Source organism: Rhizorhabdus histidinilytica, assembly GCF_900167915.1.
Lineage (GTDB): Bacteria > Pseudomonadota > Alphaproteobacteria > Sphingomonadales > Sphingomonadaceae > Rhizorhabdus > Rhizorhabdus histidinilytica.
Genome location: NZ_FUYM01000010.1, coordinates 138,973 through 155,201 on the forward strand (window position 1 = coordinate 138,973; position 16,229 = coordinate 155,201).

Genomic DNA, 16,229 nt, shown 5'->3' on the forward strand with positions numbered 1-16,229 from the left:
CCAAGGGAAGGCGGGACCGCGCGGTGCGCGGCCCCGTCGAGATCAATATTTCACGCTGAGCTGGAGGGTGACCGTCCTCGGCAGCGCGGCCAGGCCAACCTGATCGCCGAGACGGCCAGCCGCCGTTCCGGTGCCGCCCCCGGTCAACGTGGCATCCGTGCTGCCCGTGACGTAGAAGCTATTGGTCAGGTTCTTGCCGATGAGCGCGATGCCCCAGCGATCATCCTCGCTGTGGAGGCGTACGCCCGCGTCCAGCGTCACATAGTCGCGCTGGCGGGAGAACGGATTGCCGAACACGTTCGTCAGATAGGAGGCACTGTAGCGCCCATCGGCCGACAGGCTCAGCTCCATCCCGCCGCCGACGGGGATATCGTAATTGGTGCCGAAGGTGCCGGTCCACTTCGGCGCCATCGCCGTTGGCGTGCCGCTCAGATCCTGACGCGGGATTCCGGCGACGATCGTGCACCCGCCACCGATCGTCTGCCCGGTATAGCAGGGCGCGCCGGGGAAATTCTTGTAGCGCGCCTTGTTGTAGTTCAACGATCCCCGCAGCGTCAGCCCCGGCATAGCGCGCGGCGCGAACTCGAAATCGCTCTCGACGCCCTGCGTCCGGGCCGCGCCAGCATTGTAGGTCGTGAACGCGATGATCGCCGCATTGTAGAAGTCGACCTGGAGATTGGTGAAGGTATAGCGATAGATGCCCAGGTTCCAACGCAACTGGCGATCCAGCAGCGTCGTCTTGATACCGCCTTCGAAGCCCTTCGCCTTTTCCTGCTCGAAGGTGAAATCGCGGACGGTCGAAGCGCGGCTGAGGATGCCGGAGTTCGAGAAACCGCCCGACTTGTAAGCGGTCTTATAGGCGACATAGAGCGTGATGTCGCGGTTGGGCTTGTAGGTCGCGGTGGCCTCAGGCGACCAGTTGGTGAAGGTCTGGTCGGCCGTGACCCGCACGTTGGGAAGCACCGATCCAGCCGCGACCGGGCCGGGATGGGCGTAAGGCTGGATGAAATAACTGTCCTTGGTCTCATGGGTATAGCGCACGCCGGCGGTCAGCTCGACCTTGGGAATGAGCTTCATGATCGCCTGTCCGAAGCCGGCGATCGTCTCGCCGTCGGTGGCGGAGTCCTTGACGATCGTGGCGTAGCGATACTGCGCGGGGGCCGCACTGTTCTCATGGCCCAGGCGAATGCCCGACGATCCATATTCGCGGCGGGTCTTCTGATAATAAGCGCCCAACATGACGTTGAGCGGCCCGTCGAAGCTCGTCAGCATCCGGAATTCGTCGGAAAAGGCTCGGAACGTGGTCCGCTCAGTACCCCACGATTCTATGGCAGGGCTCGAATACCATTTGCCATCGATCTGATAGCTGCTGCGATTGCTGTTGAAATTGGCGACATTGGTGAAAGTGATGTCGTCGAGTTCGTAGTTGACCGAGCCGGTCACCGAGAAGGACCGATATTGCGATCCCACATCGCCATCGTCGTTGAGGAAGGGCACCTTGCCCGCGAACTCATCTGGAAAAGCATTCTGGTAGATATTGAAGGCGCGGCGGCAGGGCTGTGAAGCGTTGAACTGTGCCGTGCCGTTCAAGCACCGGAACGTCACGAAATTCCACGAGCCATTGTTGTTGCTCGTCCGCGTGACACTGGATTTCAGTGTCGCGGTCAGCGCGTCGGTCGGTTCCCATTTCAGCGTGACGCGGCCGACGAACTCCTTCTCCTGCGGTGTGTTGCGATCAACCGCAGGCGCGACGTGCTGGGTCACGACACCCGTCGCCACGTCCGTGGTGTTATAGGGCTGGTCGACCGACCGATTCTTGAAATATCCGCCAAACATCTTCGTTCCACGGATCGCCACCCGGCCCGACAGGGTGTCGGTCAGCGGGCCCGATGCGATCACTTCGCCGATCAGGTTGCGCGAACGGAATTCATAGCCCAGCTTGCCGGCAATCTCCCGATTGGCGGTCGGTTCCGCCGTCGTGATCGACACCACGCCCGCGGTCGCATTCTTGCCGAAGAAGAGCGCCTGCGGCCCCTTCAGCAGCTCGACGCGCGAAAGATCGAAGAAGCCTTCGTTGATGACGCGGCCCTGGCCATAATAAACGCCGTCGACCACCACCGCGACGGACTGCTCGAGGCCGATAGAGCTGAACGAGGAACCGATGCCGCGGATGGTGAGCTGCGCCCCCGATCCGATGGCCGCGCGTCCCACGGTGAACTGTGGGGACTGGGTTGCCAGCTTCTCCAGATTGGTCAGATCCTTCGCGGCGAGGGTCTTCGCATCGAACGCACTGATCGAAACCGGCACGTCCTGCGTCGTCTCGGCGCGCTTGCGCGCGGTGACGACGATATCGGTCAGGCCGGTCTCCTGGACAGCGGCCCCCTGCTCGATCGCAGCCTGGGCCAGCGCCGCCGAGCTCGCCAGCGCGGTCGAACCAAGCAGCACGACACCAAGCAGCCGACGGTAATTCATATTCATAGACATCATTGCGACGCTCCTCCCCTGACTCGAGCGGCGAGGCTCGATTTTATATCACCTGCCTTACCTTCCTTGCTCTCACACGCGGCCGACAGCCGTTGATCGCGCGATATTGCGAGAAAGGCGACAGGAATTTACCTAATTTGAATTTGAATTTAAGGCAAGTGATACGAAAATAAAATTGAAGAGGGGGCGAAAATGGACGCAGAACCTCCGATCCGGCCGATCGACCGGGATAGAGATTTCCCTAAATTTGGTTAGCTTATGCTGCCGGAAACGCCTCTCGACGAGGCAGGCTCAGCGATGCCACCATCTGATCGATCGTATCGTCCAACGCCTGATCGAGCCCCTCACCCTCGGCCACATCGACGCCGATCGCCTCATGGTTGATGAGGACCGACAGGTACATGATGGTCGCCGTAACCAGCCTGCGAGCAACGATCGGCGCCGGAAGATAGAAAAGACGCTCACGCAGCAGCTCCTGGACGCGGCGCAGATTTTCCGGAGGATCGGGAACAGCCGTTCCGGGCACCCAGCCGATTGCGGGCGGGCGATGGCGCAGCAGATACTGACAGAGGAACCGCGCATAGGGATGGCGCCCGTTTTCATCCACCAGGCCCAGATGCGGCAGACAGATGATCTGCAGGAGCGTCTTGACGTCCCCTAGCAGCCCCCGGGAAGCGGCGGCCACCAGAAGCTCACCGCGCTCCCCCTCCATCTGGTTCATGCGGTAGCGGAAGACCGCATCGAGCAGGCCGCCCTTGGAACCGAAATGATATTGCACGGCCGAGTTGTTGGCGAAGCCGGCGGCCGCCGCAATCTGGCGAAGCGAAGCGCCATCGATCCCGTTTTCGGCAAACAGCCTCTCCGCCGCTACGATCAAACGCTGCCGGATCTCGCTTGCCCGCGCCACGAGGCCTCCCAGTTAGACGATACCGTCTCCTATGATAGCAGGCATAGGAAAATCCAGCCCGCTCTTTTGGCTAATTTCTATTAGACAAATTCCCTTATTCCAGAGATTATACCCGCTAAAATCGCCGAATTTCATGCATTGCCATCGCATCCAAAAAGCCAAATATTTGGCTAATTCATATTAGGATATAAGCATGACGTCGCATGTCCGCAGCGCATATCAGCCAGGCTGGGTGGAGAAGCTGATAGCCATTCTCCTTGCCCTCATCGGCCTGCCGATGGCGGGCGGTGGAGCGATGCTGATCTGGTTCGGCGGATCGGCCTATTATCTGCTGGGCGGTGCCGCACTCCTGTTGAATGCCGTGCTCGCCTGGCGCGGCGATCGAAGATTGCTGCCGGCCTATGCCCTGTTCCTGGCCTTCACAATCGGCTGGGCGATATGGGAAAGCGGGAGCAATGGGTGGGCCCTCGCGCCCCGTATCGGCCTTCCCCTCGCGCTTGGCCTGCTGATCGGAGGCGTCTGGGCGGCGCGGCGCTTCGGCAAGCGCATGGTCGGCGGAGTTACGGTTGCCCTGCTGCTGTGCGGCGTCACGCTGGTGATCGCGAACCGCGAACGGACGGAAACGGCGACGGCGGCCGTCGAACTGTCCGGCGGTTCGCCGGCCATGCAGCCATGGTCGCGCTTTGGAGGAGATGACTTTGGCCGGAAGCACAGCGGGGCTGCGCAGATCACTACCGCCAATGTCGGTGGGCTCGCGCGGGCCTGGACCTTCCGGATCGGTGAGGTGAACCTGGTCGGCAAGGCCGGCCTCCAGGCGACACCCGTCCAGGTCGGCAACGCCCTCTACATCTGCTCCAGCTTCAACGACATCATAGCTCTGGACGGTGACACGGGCAGCGAAATCTGGCGCTATCATGCGCGTACCGAGCGCAAGGGCGTGCTGAGCGCGGGATGCCGCGGCGTCGCCTTCTACAAGGCTCCTGGCGCGAGTGGCCCCTGCGCCGAAAGGATCATCACCAATAGCGTCGATGCGAGACTGATCGCCGTCGATCGGCTGACGGGCCGGCCCTGCGAGGATTTCGGAAAGGGTGGCGTGGTATCGCTGCTCAAGGGGATGGGACAGAAATATCCCGGCTATTATTACACGACATCGCCGCCGACCATCGTCCGCGGACGGATCATTCTCGGCGGCTGGGTCACCGACAATCAATATTGGGAGGAGCCGTCAGGCGTCATCCGCGCGTTCGACGCACGCACCGGCGCCTTTGCATGGGCGATGGATATCGGGCGCCCCGACGATCATGGCGAACCAGCTCCGGGCAAGACTTATACCCTCTCCACCCCCAATAGCTGGGGGCCGATGAGCGCCGACGAAGAACTGGGCCTGGTCTACGCTCCCATCGGCAACCCGACGCCCGATTATTACGGGAAGCAGCGCCGTCCTTTCGATGAGAAAATCGGAAGCTCGATAGCCGCGATCGACGTCGAAACCGGCGCGTTGCGCTGGGCATTCCAGACCGTCCATCACGATCTGTGGGATTATGACGTCCCCGCGCAGCCCGTGCTGCTCGACCTTCCGGTCGAAGGGAAGCTGCGCAAGGCGCTGGTGCAGTCCACCAAGCGAGGGGAGCTGTTCCTTCTCGACCGCGTCACCGGCAGCCCCATCGCGCCGGTCGAGGAGCGCCCCGTCCCCCAGGGCGGCACCGCCCCCGGAGAATGGCTGTCGCCCACACAGCCCTTCTCGTCGCTGCCGTCCCTGAGGGGCGCCGATCTCAGCGAAAAAGCGATGTGGGGCCTCACTCCGCTCGATCAGCTCTGGTGTCGAATCAAGTTCCGGCAGGCGCGCTACGAGGGCATCTTCACACCGCCCGGCCTCAAGCCGAGCGTGACCTATCCCGGCTATCTGGGGGGAACCAATTGGGGCGGCCTGACGGTCGATCCGAGGACGATGCGGCTGGTGATCAACGTCAGCCACGTCGCCAACTACACAAGGATCGTCCCGCGCGCGGAGGCCGATGCTGCTGGTGTGAAGGCCTTCGCTCCCGGGGTGGAAGGAACCTTTGGATATCTCCCGCAAGAACGCACGCCCTTTGCGGCGAAGACCGGCCCCTTCCTCTCCCCCCTTGGGGTGCCGTGCAACCAGCCGCCCTATGGCGAGATCGTCTCGATCGACCTGCGAAGCCGCGACATAGGGTGGATCCGGCCGTTCGGAACCGCGCAGGACAGCGGCCCCCTCGACATCCCGACACGGTTGCCGCTCACCATCGGCACCCCCAACACCGGTGGCCCGATCTCCACGGCAGGCGGCTTGACGTTCATCGGCGCGACGCAGGACAGCGCGATACGCGCCTATGAGACGGCCAGCGGACGGATGTTGTGGCGTGCTCCGCTCCCGGCCGGCGGACAGGCAACCCCGATGACCTTCGTCTCCCCGAAGAGCGGCCGCCAGTTCGTGGTTATCGCGGCTGGCGGCAACCGCTGGCTGGGTAGCAAGCTAGGCGATTATGTCGTGGCGTTCGCGTTACCCCGACATCGATGACGGCGCAGGGTTGCACCAGTGCAGCCCGCCAGATAGCCGCATCGCCCCATCGGCGCAGATGGGCCCGCCAGAGCTTTGTGACGCGCCGAGATCCGCTCGCTACCTCGCAGTCCAAAAGGAAGGGAGATGGCGCCCCATCATCACCCTGATCGCCGAGGCTGCGATGCGCAGCGGTCATCCGCGGCTTTGATCACCTTTCAATCCCCCACCGCCACCCTTCCAACCGAATGGATAGCGTGTCGACTGTGTGCTTGATGATCTTTCCGGCTGCCATACAGGCCTCCCTGCCGTGCTTGAACGAGGCAAAATTGTAATCACCGTGTAAGCACCATAGCGGAAGTCGGCTCGATCAGCAGCTGCCCTAGCGTAGTTAAGCCATTAAAAATGCTACGATTATACACGCCAGACTACGCCCTATTTTCGCATGTACCTAAAGTACCATAGCTCGTGAACGATTTCACCTATAAATAATTATAATATAAAGCAATTTATCTGTAAAAGCCTTGCAACCTAGGCGATATAGTAAGCACGAAGTAAGCACGACGCGGTAGGAAGTCGGGGCAATGCAGAGGGCCTGACGCCAACGATCTAAGCGTCAGGCCCTGCGACGGATTACCCTAAGCCACCTTGAACGCCTTGAACAATTGGCTCCCATTCTCTGCACGGGCTAACCGCCAGAATTCCCGCATAGGCAGGAAAGGCGTTTCGCGGTCGATCCGCTGACGAAATTCCTGCCACTCTGCAACGCGGCATTCCCAAGTGTCCCGAACAGCCTGCCCTTCTCCGATACCCATAACTATATCAGGCAGGCGAAGGTATGAGAGAGCCTCGAAAAGGCGTAGGGCGAACTCGGGCCGGTAGCCCGCCATCGTCTCGTAGAGCTTGCTCTTGAACAGGTTCTTGGCCTCCACCGGCAACTTGTCGATGTAGTGAGCAACGACGACGAGATCAGCCAAGCCATCCTTCATCTCGCGGCAAAGTATGGGCTTAACGCCAAAATGATTCGTCCACACGCTAGAGCGGTTAAGCTCGCCCACCTTGCGACTTATCGTCCGCGGTGAGACATCACCCCACGCAATTGCGTGGGAGTTCGTGAGCAACAGGCGACCATGCCCTTTTTGGGGGTAGTTCATCAGTCCCTGTATCTCGGTCTGAACGACCGCCGACAATCCGAGCCCCTTCAGCGCGCCGGCCACCTTCTGCTGAAGCGAGGAACATCGCAGATTAGGCGTCCGATCGGACGTGATACCGCGATCATCGGCGAATGTTAGAAAGAACATACTCCGCGCCTTGCTGATCACAGGCAGCCAGTAATCCACTAGCGTTTGAACCATGGCATCCTGCGACACGACCCTGAGTCTCGTATCGCAGGCCAGCATGTCATTCATCGCCGCATCTTGGCCGATCATGCATCTTAGTTGATGCCTAAGCCTAACTGGCAAGTCCCACGACCTTACCGCCTTCTCCAGCAGCTGGACGAAATCAAGACTGCGCGCCTCGGTCTCCCACGCGCGGGCCCTGATATAGACCTCCATCAATTCCATCATAATGCCTCGCAATAATTGCAGGCATGAACTCCTTTATCCAGGAATGCATAGCATTAACCAGTATATCCCATAATAAGATAAAGTGAGTTATCATGCCCGTGATGTATATTACATAGCCCGACAGTCGATATACGCCCCCTCGCAGCGAGGTTTGCACGCGTGCAATCTCATTGCATGGGAATCTATCGGACTTTATGCTATGATTTCTTCGGAGATGGCCGGCATTTCCCGACTGCTCTTCTCAAACGCTACAATGTCGCGTAGGCGATACCTAACGGCGGTCCCGAAGCGCGTAACCTGGGGACCTGTGGCATCGTAACGCATTTTCTGAATCAGCTTTTCGCTGACGTTCCATCGATCCGCGAGCCAAACCTCGTCGAAATAGACTTGCTTGCTCGGCTCGCCGTTTCCGCCCTTCGTTAGCCTGGCCAAGACCTTCGTGAGCTCTTTACATGCCCGCTCATAATCGACCGGACCGGCGACGCTTGGCGCTGCCTTTCGCTTCCTAGACATAGTTCGTCCTCATGCAATCGTGAGGGTCAATCCCCACGTCGCATCGTTTACGGATCGACCAAATCCACCTCTGTCGACCCAAATTGCCGCTGCATTTCACCACTTTTCACAATATTGCGTCCGCAATTTGCGGACGCTAAGAATCGCATCGGGGGAGTCGATCTCGAACCTACGAAGGCTGGAACCAGTTGGATGGTGGCAAACAGTTCAACTCGGCGTGGCAGCCCGACGCGGCTTGGACGAATAAGCCGCGGCTCGCTCAAGCTGAGCGTCGATGCTCAAGCCTTCGAAAGATTGGCACTTCGCTTTAGAAAGGAGTGGGGAACCGCCCAGTCTGGAGTGATGGTCGGCGCACGTAGCCGAGTCACTTTAGAATCTCTGCGAGAGAGGGCCTACAAACTGATTAGCGATATCGTTACGGCCGAGAGGCAAGACATCTTCGATGAGTTGATTGATTACTATGGTTGTCGCGGGAATAGCTCCGGCCTAGGAGAGCAATATCTAAAGAAAGGCCTTCGTGCGCTTTTTCCTGGCCGGGAAATTGATCGACGTCGTCGGCTCGAATGGGGCAACGAGTTCGAATATGCGTACGGGCACTCTGTCTCGCCCGAAATGCTGAGCGCCTTTATTCGAGGTGCGGGATCAAGATTGGTTATCCAAAAAAAGCTCGTCGAAGGCTACGTCGAACCTGGTTTTCAGTCTCGGTATCACCTAACCATCACACAAGCCGGACGAGTGTGGAAGCGGATCTACCGGTAGCAAGGATACAAACCTGCCGCTCACATCCAATCCCCGGCAGCCTAGATCGAAGCCCAATTTCAGGCAATGGCTTCGCTGGTTGCCTGATGGTGAGCGTCCAGTCGATCACGTATCGCGACGGCCGCAACACACTGCTTTTCCGATGGCACCTTCGCCGGCACCTGTGCGCAAGTTGACAGGATGCCAATGTCGCGGGGGCTGAGTTTGCCGACTGATTGTCCATAATCGAGCCAACCCTGCCAATATTCCCCGCCAGCGGCGAGTACCTCGGCTTGGGCATCCACTCCGTCCAGAAGCTTCTGTTCCTGCTGCGCCTCTCGACGAACGGCCTTTGCTTGCGCTGGGTCGATCAGAGCTTCGAAGAAATCCTTTTCGTAGGGAACTGACGTTGCGGCCAGTCGCGACCAACAACCTTCCTTCTTGGCCCATTCGGTGACATTCCGCATGCCGGCGATCGGATTTGAGATCACCTCGTTGGCTGCTTCTGCCGCCCGGAGACACGCCCGCTCCAGCACCACATGGACGCGCTGCATTCGCCAGACCTGATCGAGATCGAGGACTTTCTCGCGTTGCTCTGCGTCATGAACGATCTTGGCCAGCGCGTAAGTGACGATGTTCGCGCGATACCCGCTCGTGTACCATGGCTGATGCGGCACCAGCCGCTCGAGATTGCGGAAAATGATGGCCTTGGCGATCAGACGCTTGAACCAGAGTTCATCGAAGCGGCTGTCACTATCTGACCATTCCTTGCCAACGGCTCGCGCGACGTCACCAAAGTTCTTCTGTGCGCCCAAGCTCACGATATGCGGCCTGCAACGGTACGAATTTTCGTACTTGGCGAGATCGGTCTTGGTAAAGAACTGCGCCTTCGGGAACTCGTTGTCGAACTTCTTGCGCTCACCAACGCTCCGCCTGCCACGCTCGTCCGCGAACTGACCACGAGCGCGCTCATAGAACCACTTCGTCTCTCGGTAATTACCGTCGCCAGACGGGGCGAGAACGCGGCGAGAGAATTCCTGCATCCGAACGTGAAACGGATGATTGGCGAAAAAGTCGGCCGCGTTGACCTTGTTCTGGCTGTTGGCAAACTCGGAGATTCGAGGAACGACCTCTTCGGCCTGATCCGAGGAAACGACGGTCAGTTTCATCTGGACGAGCACATTCCTGAGCTGATCCAGCTTCCTCGCAGCGTGGATCGAAGCGGTGGTCTGCCCCCCATTCACGATCTGAAGATTATCGGCGGACATCAGGTAGAATCCGTCACCCATCTCCATCACTTCGACGGCCTCGGCCGTAGCAGTCAGGCCATTGTTGTAGGAAAAGAACATCTCGGGCTGATCCCGGATGGTATCCCGGATTCCCTTGTTGACCTTGTTCCTGGCCTGCAGAAAGCTTCGGACGTTGGCTTCAAGGAGCCGGGCTCCCCACTTGTCGTAAATTTCCGCGAGCTGAGCGCCGGGAATGAGGGCGATGTAGCTTTCGAAAGGCGAACCGTCCGACGATGCCTTCAGCACCGGGACGGCTCCGCCAAACTGCTCAGCGAAATCGATAACGAGATCCTCGCGAGTCTGACCGGAATTCACGAAGCGGAGCAGGCGGGACAAATCCCATACATTTGATGTCACGGGGACATCGCCGATGTTGCCAACGGGCTGGGCGTCGGCGTTGGCCTTGTTGATCCGGTTCGTCACCAAGATCAGCTTGATCTTCTTCACCTTCTTCCACGAGCGCGCGATCAGGTCAGACAGGACGAACGCGCTGCTGGTCTCCTCGATGCTATCACGAAAGTCCTTGGAATGTGCTGCCATGACGAAATTGACGAGCTGCTGGAGAAGGGGCTTGATGCCAGCCTTCACGATTGCCTGCGGCTCTTCCGAAACAACGAAGTCGCATATCACCAAGCTGAGAACGCCTTCCTCATCGGTTGCGTCCCATCCGTAACCGTCAATCTGAAGTGGCTTCCTCTCGTGCGTCCCGCGGTAATAGCAGATGTCCATGCCTGACACCTCGCCTGCCTCATCGAGGACGTCTTTCATCATCTCGAGAAACGCTTCCGCCGTGATCAGCCCCATGGCGTCTGCATCGCCCTGTATGCTCGCGATCAGCTCTCGATGGTATTCGGCCAGCTCATCCATGAGCCATTCCTTCACTGATAAGATCGTTCAGGATGCGTGGGTCGATCGAGAACGGCGCGCAGGCTTCGAGGCTCACACTGTAGCGGACCGAGGATACGCCGATTGCGATTGGCATCGCTATGCGCGGGAATCCGTCCAGCACCTCGAACTCGGTGGACTTGCCCACCGTCCACCGCCGTTCTGAGTAATCATCATCGAAGGAAAAGCCGGACGCCTCAATCGCCTCTTCCCAGAGCGAATATGCTTCCGGGTCAGCCATGCTGAAAAGCTTTTCCACATCTAGTGCATGGTCTGTCAGCGTCTTGCCGTTGGGCTTTATAGCGGCATCAATCGCACTCACGACCAGAAACAGTCGGCAATCGGCGACATCAGCCAACTGGTCTTCGGAGGATATCTGGACGTAAGGCTTCGCAGCACCTCGTCGCGCCTTGATCTCGATCAGGCAGCCATCAAGTTCGAAATCCTTGGATGAGCCCGATGGCCCTTTCCATGCTTCGATTGCGGCCCGGGGGCCGATAAGCTCAACGAGCCGCGATAGAAACTGCAACTCGCCCAGCAGGCCCCGTTGTTCCTCGATCGATAGCAGGCTCGTCTTTCCGCCTCGCAGGAGATGATGCCAGCGCAAAGTGCGACGGACCGATCGCGTCAGAGCATCCTGATTATCCGCAGCATTTTCTCCAGCCCGGACGATGTCCTGGCAAAGGCTGGCAAAAAGCTCCTTCTGCTCCAAGTCTTTCAGAACAACCACGAGAGCCTTCCGGGAGCCGACATCCCGATAGCCAAGATCAATGCTGCGCATCCTCGGGAGCGGCCTCTGCTCCTCGACGCCTTCGCCCAGCTGCAGCATCAAACCCGGCTCAAGGTTGCCGGAGACGATCCAGAAATAATCGTGGCGGCCATTCTGGTCGACACGACGCGCGTCCTTTCCGCCCGTCGTCAGTCCTTCCCAAGGATCGTCACTCGCGGTCATCGAGATAGTCCTCGTCTTCATCCTCGTCGCCGAACATCTCGCGCAGCTTCGTCGTGTTGAGGATGTATTCGACCTTCTGGTCGGGCCTGTTCGACACGGGGAAGCTTATCGCCCAGCCGACCACAGGCTGGGTAGGCAACTTGCCTATGAAAGCCTGGTCGACCTTGTCTTCCTTGATGCTGAGATTGAAGAGAATGAGCAACGGCCGTTCTCTTCGGGCACGGTAGATTCTGTCGGGGAAGTTGACGTTAGAGTCAGCTCCGAGCCCATTTTCCTTGCGATAGGCATCTTCGGCTGCGTGCGCGACGGGATCCGACAGACCGGCACGTTCCATTCCTCTGGATGCGACGCGAGCGCGTTTGCCACTGATCGAGAGGACGTTACGAGCCAGGTCGTCGCCGCCCACCGCTCGCCTGAGTGGCACGATTGACCAGCCGCCGAGAGATACGCGTTCATTGTCCGGGTCCCGACTTCGGGAAGCAATCATGATGTCCCAGCGAGCTAGCTCGTTCTCGCGCCGATCGCTGATGTAGGCGCGCACCGGTCGCGTGTCGGTCAACACCGACTCGCGCTCATTGTCGAAGTCGCGCAGGAAATCTTCCACAACGGAGACCGGCACAGCGCTCAGCACAAAACCGCCGGGGCCTTCGATCGCAGTTTCAGGCGTATGACCGGCTTGGATCAACGCATCGAGCAGGCGGTCCCTTGCGCCACGATTCTTATCCAGCGAGATGCCAGAGGCGTTGAGCTTGGTAGTTTCGATGAAGTTGTTGGAAAGGCCAACTAGGACGTGTTTCGTTCCTGATCCCATCTTGTTGCGCGCAGTGACCATCAACGCGCTGGGATGACTCCGCACAGCCAAGCCGAACTGCTCTGGTGTCGCATTGGCTTGCTCCATCTTCTTCAGTTCGGCCTGCAATTCCTCGACTGCTTCCGCAATATGTGCGTACCAAGAAGCCGCTTCCTCCGGCATCCAGATGCGGCAGAGGTCTTCGTAATCGCCGCGATAGCCGAACCAGCGGCCCATCTGCATCAGGGTGTCGTACATCAGGCTATTTCGGAGGAAATAGGAAACGGTGAGGCCTTCGAGCGTGAGGCCGCGAGAAAGTGAGAAGCCGCCGACGGCGATGACCGTCAGGCCATTTTCGCGCTTCGCGGAATAATCCAGCCCTTCCGGCGATGCACTGTTGACGGCTACTACAAACGCGGATGAGACAACCGAAAGCAGGCCCTCCTGAATCTGTTGCCATTCGACTCCCGCATCTGAATATTCGTCCTGCCAGCATTCCTTGAGAGCGGCGATTTCCAGATTACGTTCGGCGGCGTCATCTTTGGCGGCGTCAACGCGCACTGCATCCTCGATGATTTTCAGATGCTCGTGCAGGCGATTGCGCAGCATGTTCTGGATGCCAGTGAAGCGGGACGCATTCACCAGCATCGACGCATGCTGCGACTTCTGCCCTCGTAGATTGCGGATCACTCGCGCCACGATGAACGATCGCAATGCGTCCAGCATACTGCACGGTAATTCCGTGACCGGATGATCAATCTTGTGCTTGACCGGCAGAACATCGCCATTGTCGGTTATGAAGCGGAGATAATCCGGGCGCGCGCCCTCCTCCTCCGGGATGCCATCGACGAACACCTTCCGGGGACCGAAATAATTCGTCGGCGCATCCAGACCGATGATGAAATGCCGGGGGAAGAGATCCTGCCTGTACACATCATCGTCCGAGTCAGGATCGATGAATATGTTTGCAAAAGGCGTGGCGGTGTAGCCCACATAGCAACTGCGCCTGAAAAGACCCAGAAGGCTACGTATCTGACCGTTGATCCTGGAAACCTCGTCCTTGCCGTACTTGATGTCGATCGATGCGTTATCTGCCTCGTCATCGATCAGAAGCATGGGCTGATCGACCATCTCCGAAGCGCGGCCAGCGCTATGCTCCTTCAGCCAGTCGATGAGATTAGCCAGCGTGCTGGAATTCTTCTTGATGACCAAAACGACCGGCACTGCATAGGAGGCGATCTGACTGGTGTTGGTAGTGGCGGTCGCCTTGTTGAAGTCGCGAAGTGTGGTCGTGAGGCTGACGGGAGCCTTCCTGTCGTCGAAATTTCCAACGCCGACCGTTCGCGGCTTCTCACGCGTGTCCTTCTTCTCAAGTCTGCCGGTATCACGACCGACGAAGCCCTCGTCGATACGTTCCTGCGTCTGGTTCCTGAGGTTGTTGTGGATGCCAGCAATGACGATGATCAACCGATAGCCTGCATCGGCAGCCTTGCACACGAGACCAGTATAGTTCGCCGTCTTTCCACTCTGGACATGGCCGACGACCATGCCCTTGCGCTCCCAAGTGCCAGCCTCCGACGGGTTGCCCATGCGATCGAGAATACGGTCGGTAACGAAATCGGTGGATGTGACGACCTCGCTGGGCAGCCGCTTTGCCTGCAACAGCTTCTTGTATCGACTCCAGTAATAGGGATCGATCAACCCATTCGCTTTGGCATCGCTCAGCCACGGTTTGAAATCGGTGTCCGTAACGGCCGCACCGAGCCCCATGCTGATCCCGATCCGCTCCTCAAGTCGGCGAGCGAGTTTCTCCGCATCTTCATCGGACACCTCGCTGAACATCGGCGAAACCCGCATTGCGGAGATCAGCGCTCTTACGCTCTCGGCTGTTGGCGCGTCTTGATCGGCGACGAGTTGGGAAACCACTCCGTCAAGACTGGCGAGCACGTCAGCCATCCATTTTTTCCTTTGCGATGATGTCGCTGATGATCGGTTCAGAGATCGGCCAGTTGGTGTTGAACGGATCGATCTGCTTAAGAATGGTAGGAATCAGATCATCCGTGATTCCCTGATCGAGCAGTCGCGGTATCATCGCCTCTGCCAACTGGCGCAGAGCAGGTTCGTCAACGTCATCAACGAGCACCTCCTCAGGTATTCCCGCAAAATCGGCATGGAGCGCCGCGACCGGCATTGACGATCCAACGAGGCCGATCAGATTGGCGAAGTCGGCCTGCAGCTCGTCTGGAAGCCGGGCGGAAAAATCCGCGAATACGGGATGCGCAGGATCGGGCCTGTAGATCACCGCGCCGTCCTTCTGGATGCGCTGCCAGAGGGGCATGATCGACTCGTCCACGAGGCGCTGCCCGCGCCGCTGATATGTCCGTTTCGATGTGGAGGACAGCTTCTCTACCAGCAGGCGCATCCGCTCCCGGACTGGCGGCGGCAACTGTGCCGACGCCTTCTTGACGTCGATCTTCCAGTCGGCGTCCATCGTGTTGGGGATGTCGACCTTGATCCGGCAGAGCTTGGTAAGCTCGGTCTGTCTGGCCAGACCGAGCCAGCTACCCGCAATGATCAAGCGGCCGCCTCGATAGACATAGAACCCTTGAGATCGCAGATGGCCCTCTGGGCCGCCCAGATCATCCCATTCGGCCTTGGTGATCGACTTGTGATGGGGAAGCGTGAAGCACTGGAAGGTCACGGTGCCACGGCCCAGCTCAAGGCTGTCCTCCCGATCTTCTTGATGACTCGCGAATTTGGTCCCGAAAGGGTCGAGCGGTTCCAGCTTTCGTTCGTTCAGGCGAATTGCGAGAGGCGGCTTACCTTCCGACATGAACCTGTGGAACACGAGGCGGATATGTCGCTCCGCGCCGGAGATCGCCCGATTGATGTACTCAGCTCGCTTTCGTTGATCCGTTTCGATGCCTCCAGCTAGGCGATCCATCTTCTCCCACAGCACGAGCGTCCCCCTCGGCCCAAGACGGTCAATCCAGGGGATGTCAGCGAACTCCTCTAAAAGCTGAATTTCCCATCGGTTGGTATTTGCGACCTCGTCGAGATCCCAGACTGCTCCGCACAGCGCACCTTCCTGGCGGCTGATGACCGTGAGGCGTTTGCACTGCGAAAAACTCGCGCTCTTCAATCCAAGACCGAAGCGGCCAAGATCGCCGGATGCGCGTTCCGAAAGCGGATTGTGGCTGCCCGGCCGCATTGCTTCGACCAGCTCGTCGACCGACATGCCGAGGCCGTTATCGATGATCGCTAACGCCGGGTGGGCAGCACCCGCATCCGACATGATCTCGATCGTTTGCGCTTCAGCCGTGATCGCATTGTCGATGATGTCAGCGAGGGCCGTCTCGCAAGAATATCCAATGTCGCGCAGGCTCTGGATCAGCGATGCTGCATGCGGCGTAGCATCGGCATATCGCTTCGACATCGATGGGTGCGAGGCCGTGTTCACGACTGCGCGCGCTTTTCGGATTCGTGCCTAGAGCACAGGTGTGTGTGCCGCACGATCACGGCTGCCAACCCACACGACGCCATTCGATCCCCCGTTCCCACCAAGGAGTCTGCACGCCGGGAGGC

9 protein-coding genes are annotated in these 16,229 nt (G+C 59.0%); 2 read left to right on the forward strand and 7 right to left on the reverse strand.

Annotated features, from left to right (window positions below; translation table 11 throughout):
• Window positions 1-42 precede the first annotated feature (42 nt).
• Together B5X82_RS19920 and B5X82_RS19925 are read right to left on the reverse strand one after the other, a co-directional pair.
• Window positions 43-2,487, reverse strand: a complete 2,445-nt coding sequence (locus B5X82_RS19920; RefSeq protein WP_235862734.1) for a TonB-dependent receptor — start codon at window positions 2,485-2,487, stop codon at window positions 43-45.
• A 253-nt stretch (window positions 2,488-2,740) separates the two neighbouring features.
• Window positions 2,741-3,391 carry a TetR/AcrR family transcriptional regulator gene (locus B5X82_RS19925; RefSeq protein WP_235862735.1) on the reverse strand — a complete coding sequence of 217 codons (651 nt, stop codon included), beginning with the start codon at window positions 3,389-3,391 and terminating at the stop codon, window positions 2,741-2,743.
• 193 nt (window positions 3,392-3,584) lie between these two features.
• Here B5X82_RS19925 and B5X82_RS19930 point away from each other — a divergent pair, with 193 nt between their 5' ends.
• A complete protein-coding gene (locus B5X82_RS19930) occupies window positions 3,585-5,930 on the forward strand; it encodes a membrane-bound PQQ-dependent dehydrogenase, glucose/quinate/shikimate family (protein ID WP_079649925.1) in 2,346 nt (781 codons plus the stop codon).
• 617 nt (window positions 5,931-6,547) lie between these two features.
• Here B5X82_RS19930 and B5X82_RS19935 read toward each other — a convergent pair.
• Complete coding sequence (locus B5X82_RS19935; protein ID WP_139385137.1) at window positions 6,548-7,465, reverse strand: hypothetical protein; 918 nt, start codon at window positions 7,463-7,465, stop codon at window positions 6,548-6,550.
• A gap of 717 nt (window positions 7,466-8,182) precedes the next feature.
• Between B5X82_RS19935 and B5X82_RS26455 the strand changes: the two genes are divergently transcribed.
• Window positions 8,183-8,749 carry a hypothetical protein gene (locus tag B5X82_RS26455; protein WP_139385138.1) on the forward strand — a complete coding sequence of 189 codons (567 nt, stop codon included), beginning with the start codon at window positions 8,183-8,185 and terminating at the stop codon, window positions 8,747-8,749.
• Window positions 8,750-8,808: 59 nt separating this feature from the next.
• On the opposite strand, the gene B5X82_RS19945 is transcribed toward B5X82_RS26455, so the two are convergent.
• From B5X82_RS19945 to B5X82_RS19960, 4 genes are read right to left on the reverse strand one after another with little or no spacing between them, the layout of a single operon-like run.
• Complete coding sequence (locus B5X82_RS19945; protein ID WP_079649928.1) at window positions 8,809-10,884, reverse strand: AIPR family protein; 2,076 nt, start codon at window positions 10,882-10,884, stop codon at window positions 8,809-8,811.
• Complete coding sequence (locus tag B5X82_RS19950; RefSeq protein ID WP_079649929.1) at window positions 10,877-11,854, reverse strand: PD-(D/E)XK motif protein; 978 nt, start codon at window positions 11,852-11,854, stop codon at window positions 10,877-10,879. The genes B5X82_RS19945 and B5X82_RS19950 overlap by 8 nt, the downstream gene beginning before the upstream one ends.
• Window positions 11,841-14,600 (reverse strand): Z1 domain-containing protein, encoded by a 2,760-nt coding sequence (locus tag B5X82_RS19955; protein WP_079649930.1) that lies wholly within the window; start codon window positions 14,598-14,600, stop codon window positions 11,841-11,843. The genes B5X82_RS19950 and B5X82_RS19955 overlap by 14 nt, the downstream gene beginning before the upstream one ends.
• Window positions 14,593-16,104 carry an ATP-binding protein gene (locus tag B5X82_RS19960; RefSeq protein WP_235862736.1) on the reverse strand — a complete coding sequence of 504 codons (1,512 nt, stop codon included), beginning with the start codon at window positions 16,102-16,104 and terminating at the stop codon, window positions 14,593-14,595. Before B5X82_RS19960 ends, B5X82_RS19955 begins: the two co-directional genes overlap by 8 nt.
• Window positions 16,105-16,229: the final 125 nt, after the last annotated feature.

Bases quoted from the DNA above. Each gene is read 5' to 3' on its own strand.
- B5X82_RS19930 (WP_079649925.1), top strand. From the start codon at position 3,585: ATGACGTCGCATGTCCGCAGCGCATATCAGCCAGGCTGGGTGGAGAAG.
- B5X82_RS19935 (WP_139385137.1), bottom strand. From the start codon at position 7,465: ATGGAGGTCTATATCAGGGCCCGCGCGTGGGAGACCGAGGCGCGCAGT.
- B5X82_RS19950 (WP_079649929.1), bottom strand. From the start codon at position 11,854: ATGACCGCGAGTGACGATCCTTGGGAAGGACTGACGACGGGCGGAAAG.
- B5X82_RS19945 (WP_079649928.1), bottom strand. From the start codon at position 10,884: ATGGATGAGCTGGCCGAATACCATCGAGAGCTGATCGCGAGCATACAG.
- B5X82_RS19920 (WP_235862734.1), bottom strand. From the start codon at position 2,487: ATGATGTCTATGAATATGAATTACCGTCGGCTGCTTGGTGTCGTGCTG.
- B5X82_RS19955 (WP_079649930.1), bottom strand. From the start codon at position 14,600: ATGGCTGACGTGCTCGCCAGTCTTGACGGAGTGGTTTCCCAACTCGTC.
- B5X82_RS26455 (WP_139385138.1), top strand. From the start codon at position 8,183: ATGGTGGCAAACAGTTCAACTCGGCGTGGCAGCCCGACGCGGCTTGGA.